The organism is Bacillus sp. SKDU12 (assembly GCF_010093085.1).
Classification (GTDB): domain Bacteria; phylum Bacillota; class Bacilli; order Bacillales; family Bacillaceae; genus Bacillus; species Bacillus mexicanus.
Genome location: NZ_MSRC01000018.1, coordinates 159,054 through 177,942 on the forward strand (window position 1 = coordinate 159,054; position 18,889 = coordinate 177,942).

The following is an 18,889-nucleotide window of genomic DNA, read 5'->3' on the forward strand; positions in this document are numbered from 1 at the left end:
TGATACACTCCTCTTATGCTTTAATATTGTTTATGTTGTCCCGCATGCGCGCCAGTACATCAATAAGCAGGCTGCGTTCTTCTGCACTTACATTTGCGAGCATTTCTTGCATGAAACGCTCTTTTTCTTTCTTGGAAGACTCGATTCGCTCTCTTCCTTGGTCTGTTAATCGAACAAGAGTGATGCGGTTGTCTTCAGGTTTGCGCCGTCTTGATACCATGCCTTTGGCTTCCAGTTGTTTCAGGTGTCTAGTGACGGCTGCGCTGTCTATATTTACGTTCTTTTGAAGATCGCTTTGACTGATCTCATCTGCATGATATAGCAATGTCAGCAATTCCAAACGAGATTGGCTGATGCCCGTGCATGCCTCGAACTTCATGCCAATCACCTTGTTCACGCTTTGCAGCTGATATAAAATCTTGGCTTCCTCTGAACAAAATGACGCCAAAACCCATCCCTTCCTTCTTGCCAACACAATTAATTGACTTATCAATGATTGACACATCAATTAATATACTACGATTTATTTTATCTTGCAAGACATATGCATATTTGAAAAAACTCTGCGAGTGAATGTCATTTTAATTTTGGCTCTTTTCATTACGATGAAAACAAAAAGCTTATCATTACAGTGTTGAGTGATATTCTTTTTATATCGGATTTGCGATTACGGGCATAGAACAAGGGATTCGGCACTTGCTGAATCAAGTCAGCAGACCCTGATTTTTGTGTCTTTCGTTCGAGCATCAAACGGCTTTCACAGCCTGAAAGTTATGATACAATATACAAATGTTTTACAGCTTCAATTTATCGTTGGAGTTAGCATCAATAGGTTGAAGGGAAGGGTTGATAACATGCTGCACAATCCAACTGGAAAAGAGCGCTTGGCATTGGCATTTCTGCTCGGCATGCTTGCCATATTAGGCCCGCTTAACATAGATATGTATTTGCCAAGTTTTCCTGACATTGCGGGTGACTTATCAGCAAGTGCTTCACTTGTACAGTTAAGTTTAACAGCCTGTCTGGTCGGGCTTACGATCGGGCAGCTGATTGTCGGACCGGTCAGTGACGCGCAGGGAAGACGGAAACCGCTATTAATCTGTATTTTTTTATTTGCGTTATCGTCTCTGTTTTGTGCGCTGTCGCCCAATATTACAACATTAGTGGCTGCGCGTTTCTTGCAGGGATTTACCGCTTCCGCAGGACTTGTGCTGTCTCGTGCCATTGTCCGCGATGTGTTTACCGGACGAGAGCTTTCTAAATTTTTCTCACTGTTAATGGTCATTACCGCTGTTGCGCCAATGGTTGCGCCGATGACAGGCGGGGCTATTTTGCTTTTACCATTTGCAACGTGGCATACCATTTTTTATGTCCTAACAATCATTGGATTTTTACTTGTTCTTTTGATTGCCTTTAAATTAAAAGAAACGCTGCCGCCGGAAAACCGGATTCCGAGCTCAATCGGGACCTCTGTCAAAACGATGGGCAGCCTGCTGAAGGATCGATCCTTTATGGGGTACGCGTTAACAGTCGGATTTATTCATGGGGGAAGCTTCGCCTATGTGTCCGGTACTCCCTTTGTATACCAGGATATTTACGGTGTATCTCCACAGGTGTTTAGTATTCTTTTCGGCATTAACGGTCTGGCGATTATATCAGGCAGCTTTATCATCGGGCGTTTTGGCGGAATCATCCCTGAAAAAAGCCTGCTTCGCATGGCGGTTATCACTGCTATGATTGCGACTGCTGTCCTTTTGACGATGACCATTCTTCATGGACCTCTTGCCACATTAGTCATATCCATTTTTGTGTACATGATTACGATTGGTATGGTTTTGACCAGCACGTTTACGCTGGCGATGCAAAGGCAGGGGCATCGTGCCGGAAGTGCCAGCGCGCTGCTCGGCATGCTGCCGCTGCTCCTCGGTTCGATCGTGTCGCCGCTTGTTGGCATTAATGAGACAACAGCCGTTCCGATGGGAGCGATTATGTTTGTGACAGCGGTCATCGGCTCACTGGCGTTTTTTGGATTAACGAAAGAACGAGCAGAGAAAAACTTATAAAAAAACCTGACGCCAGTCAGGTTTTTTTGTTTTATTTAGAATAACAACAGCAAGCCCGCAATTGCAGGAGTCAAGAAGATGGCCGATTTTAAAACCACCTTTGGCATAAGATTGGTGAACTTCGCGCCTACATAGGCACCGCACATTGTGCCGATCAGAACTTTGAGCAGCAAGACATAATCGACAAATCCTTCTGTGATATATCCGATGCCTCCGCCTACAGCTAGCGGGATGATGACAAGCATTGTCGTTCCGACAGAATGGCGGATCGACAGGTTCAGCATGATCATTAAACCGATTTGAATAAAAGGCGCTGATCCGATGCCGAATGTGCCGGAAAGAATACCAGCTATAATTCCTAAGATAACAGCTCTCGTATACGTTGAAAGAGAGCTTTGATCCATTTGAGCTTTCTCTTTTAAAATAAACAATCTGATTAAAATTAAAATCGCTGATAAAAACAACATGCCAGCCGTCAAATAATGAAGCAAGTCAGCCGGAATGAACGATGTCAGCTTTGCGCCGAAAAATGAGCCAACCGCAGCAAAGCAGCCTACAGTTAAGCCGATTTTCATTTGAATATTGCCTTCACGATAGTGGCTGTACGCTCCAGATAAGCTGGTGAAAGCCATACCGGCGAGAGAAGTGCCTAAAGCTGTATGAATCGGGACGTGGAAAAGAAGAGTTAAAAGAGCAATGACAAAGCCTGCTCCTCCGGCACCAATAAAGCCTAAGATAATACCGAGAAGAAACATAACAAAAACAATAAGCATATTTTTACCTCCATTAAAAAGATCTAAAAATGATAAGTGCGCGATAGGCGGAGGGATAGCGTCCTAATGATGATAAAAAAACATCCCGTTTTTTAGTTGTCAGTAGTCCGTCGACCGTCGTTCAGCAAACATATCGTACCTCAAATTTTGGGATCTGACAAGACAGTTTGTTGCTTCCTAATACCATCTGTTATATGATTTTGATAAAGAAAATCCCTTGAATATTTTAAAAGAGGTATTATATATGGACGATTTTAAATTAGACAAACCGACTCCGTACTATCTGCAGTTTTATAACCAGCTGAAAAAAATGATCTTCAACGGAACGTTTAAGCCGGGGGAACGGATAAACGAAACTCAGCTGGCGAAAAGCTTCGGCGTCAGCCGCTCTCCGATAAGGGAAGCTATGCGGCTGCTTGAGAAAGATGGTTTATTAAAGGCGGATGACCGAAATGGATTTTCGATCACATCGTTAACGGCAAAAGATGTAGATGAGATTTATAAAATAAGGATACCGCTGGAGCAGCTGGCAGTCGAGTTAGTCATAGAAGAAGCTGATGAAAAAGAGCTTGCTATACTTGAAAACCAGCTTGAAGAAACAGAAAAAGCCATTCACAACGGCATGGAAGATACGAAAATCATTCATTTGAACCAAAAGTTTCATGAGCTGCTTGTAGTTTTTAGCCATAACAGACATTTGAAGAATTTGCTTGAGCATGTCAGTGATCTGATTCACTTTTGCAGAATTCTTAATTATACTGGTGACCATCGGGCAGAAACCATACTGAGTGAACACCGCAAGATATTTGAAGAAGTGAAAAAGAAAAACAAAGAAGCGGCCAAACAGTATGTGATGGCCCATTTTCATCATGACTGTGAGCATTTGAAGCATGTGCTTGATGCAGGAAAAGAAAATGAGTCGGAATAATTCGGTACCAAGGGGAGCAGCCCTTGGTATTTTTGTATTCACAAACATATAAAAGAGCCTTCGTTCATAACATTTTATGATGGATTGACTAACGAATGATGGGGGTTAAACATGTTTATCCATATTGTCCGGCCTGGTGATTCTTTATTTTCTATAGGCAGAAGATACGGTGCTTCAGTTGATCAAATCCGGGGTGTGAATGGATTAGATGAAACGAATATCGTACCGGGGCAGGCTCTGCTTATCCCTCTTTATGTATATACAGTTCAGCCAGGGGACACGCTGGATGCCATTGCAGCGAAAACCTTTGTCCCTATAGAGCGTCTGCGGGCAGCAAACCCGGGCATCAGCCCAAATGCTTTACAAGCAGGGGCAAAAATAACGATTCCTTCTATTTCAAATTACATTGCGGGAACGTTAAGTTTTTACGTGCTTCGAACCCCTGACCTCGATCGGGAATTGATCAGTGATTATGCGCCATACTCGTCTTCGATTTCGATTTTTGAATACCGCTTTGCACCTAACGGAGACATTGCAAACCAGTTGAATGATACGGCCGCTATTGAGGCAACATGGCGAAGGCGGGTGACACCGCTTGCGACGATTGCAAACCTTACATCAGCAGGATTCAGCACAGCACTTGTTCACCAAGTCCTGAACAGCCCAACAGCAAGAACCAATCTGGTCAACAATATTTATTACTTAGTTTCTACAAGGGGATATGGCGGTGTGACAATCGACTTTGAACAGGTGGGCGCCGCGGATCGTGATCTTTTCACTGGTTTTTTGCGTCAGCTGAGAGATCGTCTTCAGCCGGGAGGGTATGTGCTGACGATAGCTGTTCCGGCAAAAACAAGCGATAACATATCTTGGCTGAGAGGCTATGATTACGGGGGAATAGGAGCGGTTGTCAATTATATGTTTATCATGGCTTATGATTGGCATCATGCCGGAAGTGAACCGGGACCTGTAGCACCTATTCCTGAGATTAGGAGAACCATTGAGTACGCGATTGCGCAGGTGCCAAGCAGAAAAATTATTATCGGAGTCCCGCTCTACGGGTACGATTGGATTATCCCTTACCAGCCGGGGACAGTTGCTTCAGCGATTTCAAATCAAAACGCAATCGAAAGAGCGATGAGGTATCAAGCTCCGATCCAATATTCAGCCGAGTTCCAATCCCCATTTTTCCGCTATACTGATCAGCAGGGGCGGACGCATGAGGTATGGTTTGAAGATGTCAGGAGTATGAGCCGGAAGATGCAGATCGTCCGCGAATATAGATTGCAAGCCATAGGCGCTTGGCAGTTAACCTTGGGATTTACGCCAGGCCCCTGGCTACTACGGAAATTTTTTACGATCAGAAAGCTATAAAAAAGGCACTAGAGCCCGGTGTCTTTTTTTGATTCAGTTCCCAGCAGAACAGAATCATTCAATCATTTGTTCCTTGCATAGGGGTGCGTTCCCATTTTACGATTAGTAGTAGTCTGACCAAACAAATATTAGAATTCGATGTGAGAGGGAGCTGTCAAAATGAAATCAGTATTGATTTTGAATTTTCCTGCGGAAGGCCATGTGAATCCTACATTAGGCATCACAAAAGCGTTTTCCGATAAGGGGTATGATGTCCATTATATTTCTACTGAAAAATACAAAAAACGATTAGAAGCGGCGGGAGCAACCGTCCATCTTCACCGGGATTTACTGCGAACAACACCGATTCATATCGGCTCGCCCACTGGCATTCTTGATTTTTTGAAAATTCATATCAAAACCTCGCTGGACATTTTACATATTGTCAAAGACTTATCAAAGAGTATTCAATTTGATTTTGTGTATTATGATAAATTCGGCGCGGGAGAATTGGTGAGGGACTATTTAGATATTCCAGGAGTCTCTTCATCAGCGTCCTTCCTGTTTGGTCAAGAACATCTGAAAATCCTGCCGCTGCACCCGGATTCAGGAGTGCCGCTAGAATTGGATCAAGAGTGCGAAGACCTTTTGGCAAAAATGAAAGAAACGTACGGTGTCGCTCCGAAAAACTTGGTTCAATTCATGAATAACCAAGGGGAATTGAATGTAGTATATACAAGCCGTTATTTTCAGCCTGAAAGCGATCGTTTCGGAGATGAATGTCTGTTTATCGGTCCAAGCTTTCCGAAGAGAGCAGAAAAAACAGATTTCCCAATTGAACAGTTAATAGATGAAAAGGTCATTTATATTTCAATGGGGACTGTTTTGGATCATACGGAGGATTTCTTCAACCTTTGTATTGATGCCTTTTCCGGCTTTAACGGAAAAGTCGTCATCGCTGCCGGGGAAAAAGCAGATTTCACAAAACTAAAACAGGCGCCGGAACACTTTATCATCACCCCGTATGTCCCTCAGCTGGAAGTGCTCGAGCAAGCTGATGTTTTTATTACTCACGGCGGAATGAACAGTGTAAACGAAGGCATTCATTTCAGTGTGCCGCTGGTGGTCATGCCTCATGACAAGGATCAGCCGATGGTGGCGCAGCGTCTCTCTGAACTCCATGCGGGCTATGTCATCTCTAAAGATGAAGTCAATGTCCAACTATTAAAACAGGCCGCAGATGAGGTTTTGCACAATGATCAGTATACGGCAGGCATAAAAAAAATCAATCAAAGCTTCCAAGAGTGTATGGATATGGATGAAGTGATGAAGCGGATTGATGAATTGATTCATCAAAAAACCAAATAAGCAAAGACTCCCGTACTTCATACGGGAGTTCATCTTTTAAAATTTAATTTTGATCTTTTGGGCATCACTGATTTTTTTATCGTTATGGTCAAATACGTCACTTGTCGTGATTTCGACCCACTTGATTTCTGCTTTTTTCTTATCAGCATTGTCGCTTGATGCGTCCAAAATAAAGCCGAGATTTCCGGACTTTTCCGCACCGCTTTCCAACTCACCATTCAACTCTTCAAGATAAATATCTTTGTTCCAATCAAAGGTTTCCCCTGTATTTGTTTTCATCAAGGCAATCGGCGCAGCATGTACTTTCTTTGAAGAGGTGTTTTTGATGTCAACGAAAACCTTAACGAAATCAAACTCTTCATCATGTGTTAACACATGAAAATAATCAATCATGCTGTAGTCCGGGCGCAAATGGATGAGCTTCATTTCTTTTACGGTTAACTCGACGTCGCCAACCTTATAAGTTTGATTCACTTGCTTGATATCCTTTAAAACAGCTTTTCCCTTATCATCAGAAAACATTTGGCCAACCTTTAGCAATGACCGGTCATCGGTTACTTGGGAATTAGGCTGATACTCATCTAAACTGTCTTTTTGCGATGACGTGCTTTGCGGTACGGCTTTTACCCCTTGCTCTCCGCGCGCACTTGGTTTTTCTGAACTGGCATTCAATGAACAGCCCGCGAGCATGATAGCAAAAACGAAAATTGAAAGAATTTTTCTCATTATGATTCCTCCATTAAAAAGAGATCCCGCTACTTCATACGAGCAACGGGACACCCTGTATTCTTTTATTTATCGATAATTTTCAGATTGTATTGTAAAGCTTTGAAGATATTTTTGGCGATTTCCGTATTATCGATTTGGCCGGCAAATGTCTCACTAGACGGACCATACGCATATACGGGGACATCTTCACCAGTATGTCCGCCTGTTGTCCAGCCGGTGTGTGAGCGTTTATTGAATATCTCCTCGATCGCATGGTCGATTTCAAGCACTTCTTTCGTTTTTGCGGCTTTTTTAACAGATTGAATTTCTGCTTTGGTTAAAGCCAATTTCTTTTGGTCAATATACGTTTTTAACGTTTTTTCAACATCCGCACCGCCAGCGATTTTTTCTGCCATAAAGTCAGGTGTGCGCTTTGCCGCTTTTATTGGTTCACTGAACCAGTTGTAGTTGCCGTCCGCACCGATAGAATACCCGCCGGTGGAGTGATCAGCCGTTGCGACAACCAATGTGTGTTTGTCTTTTTTGGCGAAATCAATTGCCGCCTTAAAAGCGTGTTCGAAGTCCTCCATCTCACTCATGGCTCCGACGATATCATTGTCATGCCCCGCCCAGTCAATCTGGCTCCCTTCAACCATAAGAAAAAACCCGTCTTTATCTTTGCTTAATTTTTTAATCGCTGTGTTGGTCATCTCTTTTAATGAAGGAATATCCTTCGTGCGGTCAATCATTTTAGGAAGCCCGCCGTCAGCAAATAGGCCGAGAATTTGACTGTCTTTATTTTTCATCAAGTCCTTGCGGTTATCCACATAGCTGTATCCCGATTTCTTGAATTCCTTAATCAAATTGCGGTCCTTACGATCAAAATTGCTTTTTCCTCCGCCAAGCAGAACATCGATTTTATGTTTGCCGTTTACCATTTCATCAAAATAATCATTGGCGATCGAGTTCATATTTTTCCGGCTGTGATTATGTGCACCGAAAGAGGCCGGAGTGGCGTGCGTGATTTCTGACGTGGCCACAAGCCCTGTTGATTTCCCTTTTTCTTTCGCCGCTTCAAGCACCGTTTTGACCTCTGACCCGCCGTTATCCACTGCAATCGCATTGTTGTATGTTTTGATTCCCGCAGACATGGCCGTTGCTGCAGCTGCAGAGTCTGTCACATTTTGCTCAGGATCATCGGGATAAGTCATTTGCTGGCCGACAAGGTATTGGTCAAATGCCGTAGGCTCTACAGTTTTTGTCTTTTTATTATCCTTTAAGTAGCGATAAGCGGACGTATAAGATACACCCATTCCATCACCAATCAGAACGATCACATTCTTAATTTCGTCTGGATTCTCCTTGGCGATGGCTTCAGGCACCCCTCCGCTGACGAAGCTGCTGAATGCAATAGATGATAAAACCGCAATAGACAGTAATTTCTTCGGGAATTTTTTCAACTGGATAACCTCCTAAAATCTTGAATGACAACCTCATTATATTTTTAAACTGTTAAGCTGGTATTAATCGATTTTAAAGATTGGATTTACAAGATTAAGAGGGTTGCGGAAATTGTGGGAAAAGGGAGAGAGTTATATGAAGATGATTTGTGAATCAGATCGGCTGAGTGATTATGTTTGTGAGTTGAAAAAAGTTGATTATTCTCACCCGCTAATAAAGAAGAAGGCAGATGAACTTTTTCATTCATCCCAAACAGACATAGAAAAAGCAAAAATTGCTTTTGAGTTCGTCAGGGATGACATAGCACACTCATGGGATATTCAAAGCAAACGAGTTACTTGCCATGCTTCAGAAGTTCTGAGATTCAAGGAGGGGATTTGCTATGCCAAATCAAATCTTTTAGCTGCCTTACTGCGCGGAGAAGGAATCCCAACAGGCTTCTGTTATCAAAGATTAATACTATTTGATACATCGGACAAAGGTTATTGTATTCATGCGTTAAATGCGGTATATCTTACTTCTGTTAGAAAATGGATAAGGTTGGATGCCCGTGGGAACAAGGAGGGAGTCAATGCACAATTTTCAATTGAGAGAGAGCGGCTGGCTTTTCAGATAAACGAGAGATTGGGAGAACAAGATAAGCCGCTGATCTACACAAAACCCCACTTAAAAACATTATCAGTATTAAGTGAACATACAGACGCCTTAAAGATGTATCTATGTCATTTACCGGACAATTTGTAAGGGGAAATCAGGGAATCAGGGATCTTTGCGAGAATCCCTGATTTTTCAATGATCAAATAATGTCTTCTCTTGAATGGCAAACTGACTGGAAGCAGAATGATTACCTTGCCTCCATTTCACCTCAACCGTCATATCATGGCCTTCAAGCTCATGTTTATCTAACCGCTCTAAAAAAGAAACGGACTTCTCTTTTGCGCTGCCATCGCGAGACGTGCCGCCGGAATAATCGCGCATAGGGGTTTCTGTCTTAGAACTCAACAGAATCTCATCATCTTTTTTGATCGTTAATGCTTCCACATAAATATTGTCTGTTTCGTCCGTATCACCGATCCAATAAAGATTGCCGCTGTATTCATTCGGTGCATCTTCATTTTTTGTGAAAACTGCTTCCCATTTCTGATCCTTGCTTTCTCCCTGCCAGTTCGGATACTCCAATCGCAGATGATGAATCAGCTGATAGGAAAAAAAGATCAAGCAAAAAGCCAATAATAGGGATCCCGTGTAAATGAGGGGATATTTATAATGACTGAACATAAAAAAAACTCCTATTCGCTTCATTGATTACCTTTGATTCAAAATGCTGTTTTCAGTTTGTTCCTCCTCCTAGAAAATGTGTACTATCAATATATACAATTTATAATAAAAAGAAAATAGATGTAGAGGGTGACAACATGGAAATCCATGATGACATTTACGGGAAGCACCATATAGATGGGGTGCTGGAAGAGCTTATCAAGAGTGCGCCTGTACAAAGATTAAAAGGAATCTATCAAGGCGGAGCGAGTTTTTTAGTCAATCGAAAGTGGAATGTGACCCGGTATGATCACTCCATCGGCGTGATGCTTCTCATCAAAAAGCTTGGAGGAACGATAGAAGAGCAGATTGCTGGCCTCCTCCACGACGTGTCCCATACAGCCTTTTCCCATGTCATTGATATTGTCTTTGAAAATGAAGAGGAAGACTACCATGAAAACATTTTTCATCAAGTCATTGCTCACTCTAAGATTCCGGGAATCTTAAAAAAACATGGCTATAATGCTGAAGAACTTTTAGCGGATGATACGAGATGGACAATGCTGGAACAGTCTGCGCCGGAGCTCTGTGCTGATCGTATAGATTATACGCTGCGTGACATGTATAAATATGGACATATTAGTCTGCACGAGGCACAAACCTTTTTGGAGCATCTCATTGTGAGTAACGGAAGGCTGTTTCCGGGTGATATCGAATCCGCTGAATGGTTTGTCAAGGTGTACTATAAGGAAGTGATAGATTTCTTTTTGCATCCTGTAAATGTATATGGATATGTATATGTAGCGCGGGCATTGAAGGCAGCGCTGGAGTATCATGTCCTCTCTACAGAAGATCTGCTGAAAACCGATCAAGAGGTACTCGACATCTTACATTCATCAAAAAATGAAGAAGTGCTGAGCTTGCTTAAATTTATTCATCCCGATATACAAGTAAAAGAGGACAATATCCACTACGATTTCTATCAAAAGAAGAAAATGCGTCTCATTGATCCATCCATTTTGCATCATGGCAAATGGATGAAAGCCTCAGCTATATCTGAAAACGTCAGAAAATGGGGGGATATCGCTTATCGAAAAGCAAAAAAAGGTGTGTATATAAAAGTGTTGCATTATTAATTGCCGCGTAAGAGCGGCTTTTTTCATGTTTGTCTAAACAAACCAAGGGGAATAGGACGATTGCGGGAACATTTTATGAGAATATCAGCGTATTTACATACCGTTCGGGGGTATAGTATTATTAAGATGTTATATTGCTAGCAGTTATCCGCTTCAACTGTCTGCGGGTGAACATTACACTAAAAAATGAAGCAAAGGAGAATGAACATGAAAATCTCTAAAAAAGCACTGGGAATTCTGATGTTATCTCTGGTTTTTGTGTTATCAGCATGCGGTGCTGACAATAGCGCGAAAGAAAGCAAACCTGAAAAACATTCAGGTTCCTCATCACATGAAGAAATGGAACATTCCGGATCAGCTGACGTTCCAAAGGAATTACAGGAATCTAAAAAACCAAAATATAAAGTAGGAAGCCAAGTCATCATTAATGCTTCTCATATGAAAGGCATGAAAGGCGCCGAAGCTACAGTGACTGGCGCCTATGACACAACGGCGTATGAAGTCTCATACACGCCGACAAACGGAGGACAGCGGGTGGATCATCACAAATGGGTGATCCAAGAAGAGATCAAGGATGCAGGAGACAAAACATTAAATCCTGGAGACCAAGTGATTTTAGAGGCTTCTCATATGAAAGGCATGAAGGGCGCGACAGCAGAGATCGATTCAGCAGAAAAAACAACCGTATACATGGTTGACTATACATCGACAACAACCGGTGAAAAAGTGAAAAACCACAAATGGGTTACCGAAGACGAGCTTTCAGCTAAATAACAAAAAAATCCTCCTTTACAAGGAGGATTTTTTTGCTTTCTGTACAGGTCTTGTTAAAGAAATGAGGGCAAAGAGAACCGCGATAATCACAATTGATCCGCCGCACCATGCTGTCGAGACTACAGTGTCCGTCTGATCCAAAACGACACCGCCGATAGCTGAGCCAAGTGCAATTCCGACTTGGAGGGCAGATGTATTAAAGCTTTGCTGAATGTCAGACGATTCTGGCGCAATTTCGATTAAATAGCTTTGCTGAGCGGGGGCGAGGCTCCAGCTCAGAAGTCCCCAAATCACCATGACAGGCAAAAAGAAAATCATAGACGACGTTGACAGCGGCAGTAAGAACATAATGATGGCGAAGGAACCGGTCACCAGCAAAATGCTCTTAAAGGAACCAAGCCGGTCAGAAAGCGCTCCGCCGAAAGGACCCCCGCATACAGCAGAGATGCCGAAAAGGAAATAACAAATGCTGACCCAGAAAGAGTTCAAGTGCAGAGTTTCTTCCAAAAACGGCGCAAAGTAAGCGTACAGCGTGTAGTGCCCCGCTAAAGTAAACATCGTGACAAGATGTGAACTCGCGATTTTCAGGTTGCCAATCGTCTTGATTTGATCCCGGAAAGGAATCATCTTCTCTGTCGGTATCTGTTCAAAAAAGATTGAGATAATCAGCATGGAGACGAGTGCCAAAAGGCCGATGCCAAGGAACAAAATCCGCCATCCAAAGGAATTGCTGATTAGGATTCCGAGCGGCACGCCTAATGCGATAGCAGAACTGAATCCCATAAAAATAATTCCGATGGCGCGCGCTCTGTATTCAGGCGCTACAATTTTCGGGGCAATCGTTAAAGAAAGCACCACAATCAACCCTGTACTCATCGCTGCCAATACACGCGATACCATCAGTGTTGCAAAATTAGGGCTGAAATAAGCTACAAGATTACTTAGGAAGAAAATAAATAAGGCAATTAAATATAAACGCTTGCGCTCAATCTTCGCAGTTAAAGCCAAGAGCAGCGGCCCTGACACTGCATATCCCAGCGCAAACACACTGATCAGCTGTCCGGCCGAGACAATGGAAATATCTAAATCATTTGCGATCTGAGGAAGAATTCCTCCCACAATTAGCTCAACTAACCCGACTGCAATTGTAGAAGCTGCAAGCAGGAAAACTTTAAAATTCATAACAAACTCCTTTACTGAAATGTTTTGACAAATAAAAAAATCCTGATTACAAAAAATGTGATAAACAAATTTTGTAATCAGGATTTTACGGTTCCTGGTAGACACCCTCAAACCATATTATTGAGGTTATACAAGAGATAATAGCTATTTAATTGATGAGTTTCCGTTGAAGAGTGTAACACATTATAAATGAATCTTCCATAGAAAAATTTACAAAGAAATGAACAGAATGAAAATATGATTATATATATATTTTAAAAGTATAGACATTTAATTATTAATGTCTATAATAATATTTGTAAGCGTTTTAATTATAAGGGGGGATATCAGTTGAAAAAAATATTACTTGCGTGCAGTTCAGGAATGTCCACCAGCTTATTGGTGACGAAAATGAAGGAATACGCACAATCCATCGGAGAGGAAACAGAGATTTGGGCAGTCGGTCAGGATAAGGCAAAAGAAGACATGAAAAAAGCGGATGCCGTTTTGATCGGCCCACAAATGAGCTTTTTAAAAAGTGAACTCCAAAAAGAGGCAGATCAATACAGCATTCGAGTGGAGGTCATTGACATGATGGCCTACGGAATGGCAGATGGCAAAAAAGCATATGAGCAAGCATTGTCCTTAATGGAGAATCAATAATGGAACAGAACAATATCGCAAATTTAACAGATGAACAAATCAGTTTTCAGCTTATCCTGCACAGCGGCAATGCCCGCAGCTGCGTCGTACAATCATTGCGCGCCTACAAGGAAGGGAACAAGGAGGAGGCGGATGCCCTTATTTCTAAGGCTGATGAAGATTTATCCGCAGCCCATGACATTCACTTTCAAATGATACAGAAAGAATCAGGGGGAGAAGCAGCTGCTTTTTCTTTGCTCCTCATGCATGCCGAGGATCATCTGATGTCGACATTGACGATGAAAGAATTAGTGAAAGAGCTGCTTGATCTCTTTGAAACAAAGAATCTATAAAAATCGGGGTGAATAGGGTGTTCGAGAAAATCAGCCAATTTCTTGTTCCAATTGCAGGGAGGTTAAACAATAACCGCTATTTGCAAGTGCTGCGTGATGCATTTATGCTGGCTTTCCCGCTTACGATATTCGGGTCTGTTTTTGTCGTGTTAACGAACCTGCCGTTTTTAAACAATATGATGAGCGCAACAATGATTACGTCGTTTCAGTCTCAGTTCGGCATAGCGTCCACGGCGACAATGGGCATCATGTCTGTCTTTGTTGTGTTCGGGATAGGCTACTACCTCTCAAAAAGCTATCAGGTCGAAGCTATATTTGGCGGCGCAATCGCATTGGTTTCCTTTTTGCTCTTAACGCCATTTATCGTCCAGCCCGAAACAGGAGATGCCATCACAGGTGTTATCCCGGTCGACCGTCTCGGTGCAAAAGGCATGTTTCTTGGCATGATTACGGCATTTCTTTCCGGCGAAATTTACAGAAGAATTGTTCAAAAAAACTTGACGATCAAAATGCCTGCGGGGGTTCCGCCTGCCGTAGCAAAATCATTCGCCGCACTTATTCCGGCATTTATTACATTGACTGTGTTTTTGCTGATTAATGTTTTAGTGGCACAGCTTTTTAAAACAAATATGCATGACGTGATTTACCATGCGATACAGGCTCCGCTTGTCGGACTTGGAAGCGGTATCATACCGACGCTGATTGCCGTGTTTTTCATTCAAATCCTTTGGTTTTTCGGACTGCACGGACAGATCATTATCAACTCTGTGATGGACCCGATTTGGAATACACTGCAGGTCGAAAACCTTTCAGCCTACACGGCTGGAAAAGAAGTTCCTCATATCATCTCAAAACCGTTTATGGAGATTTATACAGTTGGGATGGGCGGAACGGGGATGACGCTTGCGATCGTATTGACAATTCTCATATTCATGAAGAGCAGGCAGATGAAGCAAGTATCCAAGCTTGGTCTCGCTCCCGGTATCTTTAATGTAAACGAACCAATTATCTTCGGGCTTCCGATTGTCATGAATCCAATCATTCTTGTGCCTTGGGTATTGGCGCCGATGATTGTTACGCTTGTCACCTATCTAGCCATGTCAGCAGGGTTCGTTCCGCCTCCGACTGGTGTCACGGTACCGTGGACGGTTCCATTATTTATTAACGGCATAATGGCGACGAACTCAATCATGGGGGGCATCATGCAGCTTGTCAATCTGCTGATTGTCTTTGTGATATGGTTTCCATTCCTAAAAGCAATGGATAAATTAAATCTGGCAAAAGAAAAAGAACAGGCAGTTCAGGAAAAGGCTGCACAGCAAAACGATAACAATATCAAAATGTGATAAGGAGAGAGAGACATGGCACAAGCAGAACAATATCGCTTTCCAAAAGATTTTTGGTGGGGATCATCCGCTTCAGCAACACAAACCGAGGGTGCTGCCGATAGAGATGGAAAAGGGCAGAATATATGGGATTACTGGTTTGAAAAAGAGCCGCATCGGTTTTTTGATCATGTCGGGCCCGCTGCGACATCTCAATTTTACGACAAATATAAAGAAGATATCAGGCTGATGAAGGAGCTTGGGCACAATTCATTTCGGATGTCAATTTCCTGGTCGCGTTTAATACCGGGAGGAACAGGCGAGATTAATGCCAAAGCAACGGAATTTTATAACGATGTCATTGATGAGTTGATCGCGAATGATATTGAGCCTTTTGTCAATTTGTTTCATTTTGATATGCCGATAGAACTTCAAAAAACCGGCGGCTGGGTAAACAGAGAAACAGTTGCCGCTTATGAAAACTATGCGAAAACATGCTTCCGTTTGTTCGGCGATCGGGTGAAAAAGTGGTTCACGCATAATGAACCGATCGTCCCTATAGAAGGCGGATATTTATATGATTTTCACTATCCAAACAAGCTCGATTTTCAAGAGGCTGTCCAGGTCGGATTTTATACGATGCTCTCAAGTGCTAGAGCCATTCAAGCTTACAGAGAGATGAAGCAGGACGGAAAAATCGGCATTATCTTAAATTTGACACCTTCGTATCCCAGAAGCAGCCACCCGGCGGATGTCAAAGCAGGGGAAATAGCCGACGCTTTTTTTAACAGGTCCTTTTTAGATCCATCTGTCAAAGGTGAGTTTCCGAAAGAGCTGGTTGCCATTTTGAAGAACGAAGGCTTTATGCCTGACTATAAAAAAGAAGATCTTGATATCATCAAACACAACACGGTTGACCTATTGGGAGTAAATTATTATCAGCCAAGACGTGTAAAAGCAAAAGAACATCTTCCGAATCCCGACGCTCCTTTTTTGCCGGATAGGTATTTTGATCCTTACGTCATGCCAGGCCGCAAAATGAATCCACATCGCGGCTGGGAGATTTACGAAAAAGGTGTTTATGATATTTTGATCAACGTAAAAGAGAACTACGGGAACATCGAGTGCTTCATTTCGGAAAACGGTATGGGGGTAGAAGGCGAGGAGCGCTTCAGAGATGATCATGGCATCATTCAAGATGATTATCGGATCGAGTTTATAAGGGAACATCTCAAATGGATTCACCGCGCCATACAGGAAGGCTCTAATGTGAAAGGCTATCACTTATGGACGTTTATGGACAACTGGTCTTGGACAAATGCTTATAAAAACCGCTACGGATTTGTATCAGTCAATCTTGAAAAAGACGGAGAAAGAACTGTTAAAAAGAGCGGCAAATGGTTTAAAAAGGTTGCTGAACAATACGGTTTCTAGATTTTCGAAAGCTGCATAATCTTCCGGCAATCACCAAGGTGAACAAGATGATAATCAGCCGCAATATTGATGAAATAGGGAAAAGCACTTATGATATCCGTAAAGAAGCTTATGCGATATCAAACTCTAACAGCTGCCGGAGGATACTAATGAATAAATACGAAATCATTGCAAATGAAATGAGAGATAGAATCAAAAATAACGTATATCCGATCGATCAGCCTATTCCTGATGAAGTATCGCTCGCAAAAGAGTTCGACTCCAGCCGCATGACGATGAAAAGGGCTCTGGATAATTTAGTTGCCGAAGGGCTGCTGTTCAGAAAGCGAGGCCACGGCACGTTTATTATTAAATCAGCGATACAGGATGACCATGTCCATGTGGTGAGTAATGAAATTCTCGGATTAACCAACCTGCTGAAAGATAAGAATATCAAAAGCAAGGTCATACAGTTTGAAGTGCAATTCCCCACAGAGGATGTAGCTGCCCATTTGTCCATTGATCAGAAAACACCGGTTTATTATGTTGTACGGCTGCGGATTGTAGAAGGGGAGCCTTATGTATTGGAGAAAACATATATGCCGACCCATTTAATATCAGGCATTAATGATAGTGTTCTTCATGATTCGATCTACAGCCACATCTCAAACGTGCTGCACCTCAAAATTGCCGGATCACATCGGAAAATCAGGGCCTGTAAATCTGATTATATTGACCAGGAATATTTAGGCTGCAAACAGGATGATCCTATTTTGGAAGTCGAACATGTGGGCTTCTTAGATAACGGTATTCCATTTGAATATTCTTTTTCACGTCATCGGCATGACAAGTTTGTCGTGACTTCAGTAAACATACGGCGCTGATCACGGAGATAACAAGGAGGCCATCTGCATGCTTGGCGGAATTGAGGCAGGCGGCACAAAGTTTGTTTGTGCCGTCGGTAATGAAGATGGAACGATCATTGACCGACTAGAGATCCCTGCAACATATCGATAAAGTGCCTGCACCGGCAGTGAATGAAGTTGATAACGCGGTGATCACTGTATATGTACAATCGGACTACTTCACAGTCTGTAAATGGAAGATTAGCGCCAAGCTATGTTTCCTTCTCATCAAACCTATTTGCTTGGGAGTGTTCAGAGTGGATCAGGACGGATGATAAATAATGGTGTTCAGTATAAATGCAATAAAGGCTCACACTTTATTTTGTCTGCACATCTTGGTGAGTCTTTAATAGAAGGAACTTGTGAATTGTTGATATCATCCTTAATGAAGGGTTTTAACGGATACTTACATCATGTAATCTAAAGAGTGACGACAGAATCTCTCTATAAACAGCAGTTCTACAAGAGTTTCTACATTATACGATTGATACAAGGGGTGCACTATGTCTTACATATATTTCCGTTTTGAGTTGCGATCAGCAAACAGCTTCTTGTTGTGAAGCCCAGCTGCAAACAAGTGGGCTTCACTTTAGCTGGAAACTCGACCAGAGAGATATGGAATGGGACTTCTTTAACTATCAGAAGTTTCTCAAGCATTTACATCGCCTAACCAAGAATTGTACTTATTCGGTATTTCCGGCAGAATCTTAGCAGCTGCCGGACCTGTCTTAATGATTTGATCAATTCTTCATACATAGCATGCCGTATTTCTTTTCGAATGCTTTATTTTTATCTCATTTGTACATAGGCATGGGGCAAAGCATAAATGAATAAAATAAAAGAATAGAAAAGTGTTGACTGAGTAAATTGCACATGGTATATTATTAAACGTCGCTGATGAACAGCACGAAACAAAACGAAAAACAAAAAGTTTTTCTAAGGTGTTTACAAGTTTTAAAAAACGTGTATAATAAGAAAGGTCGAAAAGAAAGACACTGATCTTCTGAAAAAACATCTAAAAAAACTTCTTGACTCCACCATCAAATGATAGTATGATAGTTGAGTCGCTTGATAAGCGCCCGTAGCTCAATTGGATAGAGCGTTTGACTACGGATCAAAAGGTTAGGGGTTCGACTCCTCTCGGGCGCGCCATTATAAAGATACCACGCGGGTGTAGTTTAGTGGTAAAACCTCAGCCTTCCAAGCTGATGTCGTGAGTTCGATTCTCATCACCCGCTCCATTATTTATGAAATGATCTTTGAAAACTA

At 42.3% G+C, this 18,889-nt stretch carries 17 protein-coding genes, 2 tRNA genes, 3 pseudogenes and 1 riboswitch; of the genes and pseudogenes, 16 read left to right on the forward strand and 6 right to left on the reverse strand.

The features are described from left to right. Positions 1 to 13: 13 nt before the first annotated feature. On the reverse strand, positions 14 to 508 hold the full coding sequence (locus tag BTW01_RS16945; RefSeq protein WP_162104149.1) for a MarR family transcriptional regulator: 495 nt from the start codon (positions 506 to 508) through the stop codon (positions 14 to 16). Between the two features lie 346 nt (positions 509 to 854). Between BTW01_RS16945 and BTW01_RS16950 the strand changes: the two genes are divergently transcribed. Next, positions 855 to 2,063 carry a Bcr/CflA family efflux MFS transporter gene (locus BTW01_RS16950; RefSeq protein WP_162104150.1) on the forward strand — a complete coding sequence of 403 codons (1,209 nt, stop codon included), beginning with the start codon at positions 855 to 857 and terminating at the stop codon, positions 2,061 to 2,063. 35 nt (positions 2,064 to 2,098) lie between these two features. On the opposite strand, the gene BTW01_RS16955 is transcribed toward BTW01_RS16950, so the two are convergent. Beyond that, complete coding sequence (locus tag BTW01_RS16955) at positions 2,099 to 2,836, reverse strand: sulfite exporter TauE/SafE family protein (protein ID WP_162104151.1); 738 nt, start codon at positions 2,834 to 2,836, stop codon at positions 2,099 to 2,101. Positions 2,837 to 3,080: 244 nt separating this feature from the next. On the opposite strand from BTW01_RS16955, the gene BTW01_RS16960 reads away from it, so the two are divergent. The 3 genes from BTW01_RS16960 (at position 3,081) to BTW01_RS16970 (ending at position 6,485) form a co-directional block, all read left to right on the forward strand. Next, on the forward strand, positions 3,081 to 3,764 hold the full coding sequence (locus tag BTW01_RS16960) for a GntR family transcriptional regulator (protein ID WP_162104152.1): 684 nt from the start codon (positions 3,081 to 3,083) through the stop codon (positions 3,762 to 3,764). A gap of 111 nt (positions 3,765 to 3,875) precedes the next feature. Further along, positions 3,876 to 5,138, forward strand: a complete 1,263-nt coding sequence (locus tag BTW01_RS16965) for a glycoside hydrolase family 18 protein (RefSeq protein WP_162104153.1) — start codon at positions 3,876 to 3,878, stop codon at positions 5,136 to 5,138. Positions 5,139 to 5,297: 159 nt separating this feature from the next. Further along, positions 5,298 to 6,485, forward strand: a complete 1,188-nt coding sequence (locus BTW01_RS16970; protein ID WP_162104154.1) for a macrolide family glycosyltransferase — start codon at positions 5,298 to 5,300, stop codon at positions 6,483 to 6,485. Between the two features lie 36 nt (positions 6,486 to 6,521). Here BTW01_RS16970 and BTW01_RS16975 read toward each other — a convergent pair whose 3' ends face one another. Continuing rightward, entirely contained in the window at positions 6,522 to 7,211 is a 690-nt protein-coding gene (locus BTW01_RS16975; protein ID WP_162104155.1) for a membrane lipoprotein lipid attachment site-containing protein, read from the reverse strand. A gap of 65 nt (positions 7,212 to 7,276) precedes the next feature. Further along, positions 7,277 to 8,653: an alkaline phosphatase gene (locus BTW01_RS16980; protein WP_162104156.1), complete on the reverse strand. Its 1,377-nt coding sequence runs from the start codon at positions 8,651 to 8,653 to the stop codon at positions 7,277 to 7,279. Between the two features lie 136 nt (positions 8,654 to 8,789). On the opposite strand from BTW01_RS16980, the gene BTW01_RS16985 reads away from it, so the two are divergent. Further along, entirely contained in the window at positions 8,790 to 9,398 is a 609-nt protein-coding gene (locus BTW01_RS16985; RefSeq protein ID WP_162104157.1) for a transglutaminase-like domain-containing protein, read from the forward strand. A gap of 45 nt (positions 9,399 to 9,443) precedes the next feature. Here BTW01_RS16985 and BTW01_RS16990 read toward each other — a convergent pair whose 3' ends face one another. Then, a complete protein-coding gene (locus tag BTW01_RS16990) occupies positions 9,444 to 9,932 on the reverse strand; it encodes a DUF4944 domain-containing protein (RefSeq protein WP_162104158.1) in 489 nt (162 codons plus the stop codon). A gap of 137 nt (positions 9,933 to 10,069) precedes the next feature. Here BTW01_RS16990 and BTW01_RS16995 point away from each other — a divergent pair, with 137 nt between their 5' ends. Beyond that, positions 10,070 to 11,047, forward strand: coding sequence for an HD domain-containing protein (locus tag BTW01_RS16995; RefSeq protein WP_162104159.1), 978 nt, complete (start codon positions 10,070 to 10,072; stop codon positions 11,045 to 11,047). 157 nt (positions 11,048 to 11,204) lie between these two features. Continuing rightward, positions 11,205 to 11,821: pseudogene (locus tag BTW01_RS17000) on the forward strand (YdhK family protein). Positions 11,822 to 11,836: 15 nt separating this feature from the next. On the opposite strand, the gene pbuE reads toward BTW01_RS17000, so the two are convergent. After that, on the reverse strand, positions 11,837 to 13,003 hold the full coding sequence (gene pbuE / locus BTW01_RS17005) for a purine transporter PbuE (RefSeq protein WP_162104161.1): 1,167 nt from the start codon (positions 13,001 to 13,003) through the stop codon (positions 11,837 to 11,839). Positions 13,004 to 13,057: 54 nt separating this feature from the next. Beyond that, a riboswitch (purine riboswitch) is annotated at positions 13,058 to 13,157 on the reverse strand. Positions 13,158 to 13,333: 176 nt separating this feature from the next. On the opposite strand from pbuE, the gene BTW01_RS17010 reads away from it, so the two are divergent. The 9 genes and pseudogenes from BTW01_RS17010 (at position 13,334) to BTW01_RS17045 (ending at position 18,861) form a co-directional block, all read left to right on the forward strand. Then, positions 13,334 to 13,645, forward strand: coding sequence for a PTS sugar transporter subunit IIB (locus BTW01_RS17010; RefSeq protein WP_162104162.1), 312 nt, complete (start codon positions 13,334 to 13,336; stop codon positions 13,643 to 13,645). Then, complete coding sequence (locus BTW01_RS17015; RefSeq protein ID WP_162104163.1) at positions 13,645 to 13,977, forward strand: PTS lactose/cellobiose transporter subunit IIA; 333 nt, start codon at positions 13,645 to 13,647, stop codon at positions 13,975 to 13,977. The genes BTW01_RS17010 and BTW01_RS17015 overlap by 1 nt, the downstream gene beginning before the upstream one ends. A 17-nt stretch (positions 13,978 to 13,994) precedes the next feature. Further along, positions 13,995 to 15,323, forward strand: coding sequence for a PTS cellobiose transporter subunit IIC (celB, locus tag BTW01_RS17020; RefSeq protein WP_162104164.1), 1,329 nt, complete (start codon positions 13,995 to 13,997; stop codon positions 15,321 to 15,323). A gap of 15 nt (positions 15,324 to 15,338) precedes the next feature. Further along, entirely contained in the window at positions 15,339 to 16,736 is a 1,398-nt protein-coding gene (locus BTW01_RS17025) for a glycoside hydrolase family 1 protein (RefSeq protein WP_162104165.1), read from the forward strand. A gap of 149 nt (positions 16,737 to 16,885) precedes the next feature. Beyond that, positions 16,886 to 17,599 (forward strand): GntR family transcriptional regulator, encoded by a 714-nt coding sequence (locus BTW01_RS17030; RefSeq protein ID WP_162104166.1) that lies wholly within the window; start codon positions 16,886 to 16,888, stop codon positions 17,597 to 17,599. Positions 17,600 to 17,627: 28 nt separating this feature from the next. Then, positions 17,628 to 17,717: pseudogene (locus BTW01_RS17035) on the forward strand (fructokinase); the annotation flags it as partial. Beyond that, a pseudogene (locus tag BTW01_RS18775) lies at positions 17,713 to 18,044 on the forward strand (hypothetical protein); the annotation flags it as partial. The pseudogenes BTW01_RS17035 and BTW01_RS18775, both read left to right, overlap by 5 nt. A 651-nt stretch (positions 18,045 to 18,695) precedes the next feature. Further along, a tRNA-Arg gene (locus BTW01_RS17040) sits at positions 18,696 to 18,772 on the forward strand. A 15-nt stretch (positions 18,773 to 18,787) separates the two neighbouring features. Beyond that, positions 18,788 to 18,861, forward strand: a tRNA-Gly gene (locus tag BTW01_RS17045). Positions 18,862 to 18,889 lie beyond the last annotated feature (28 nt).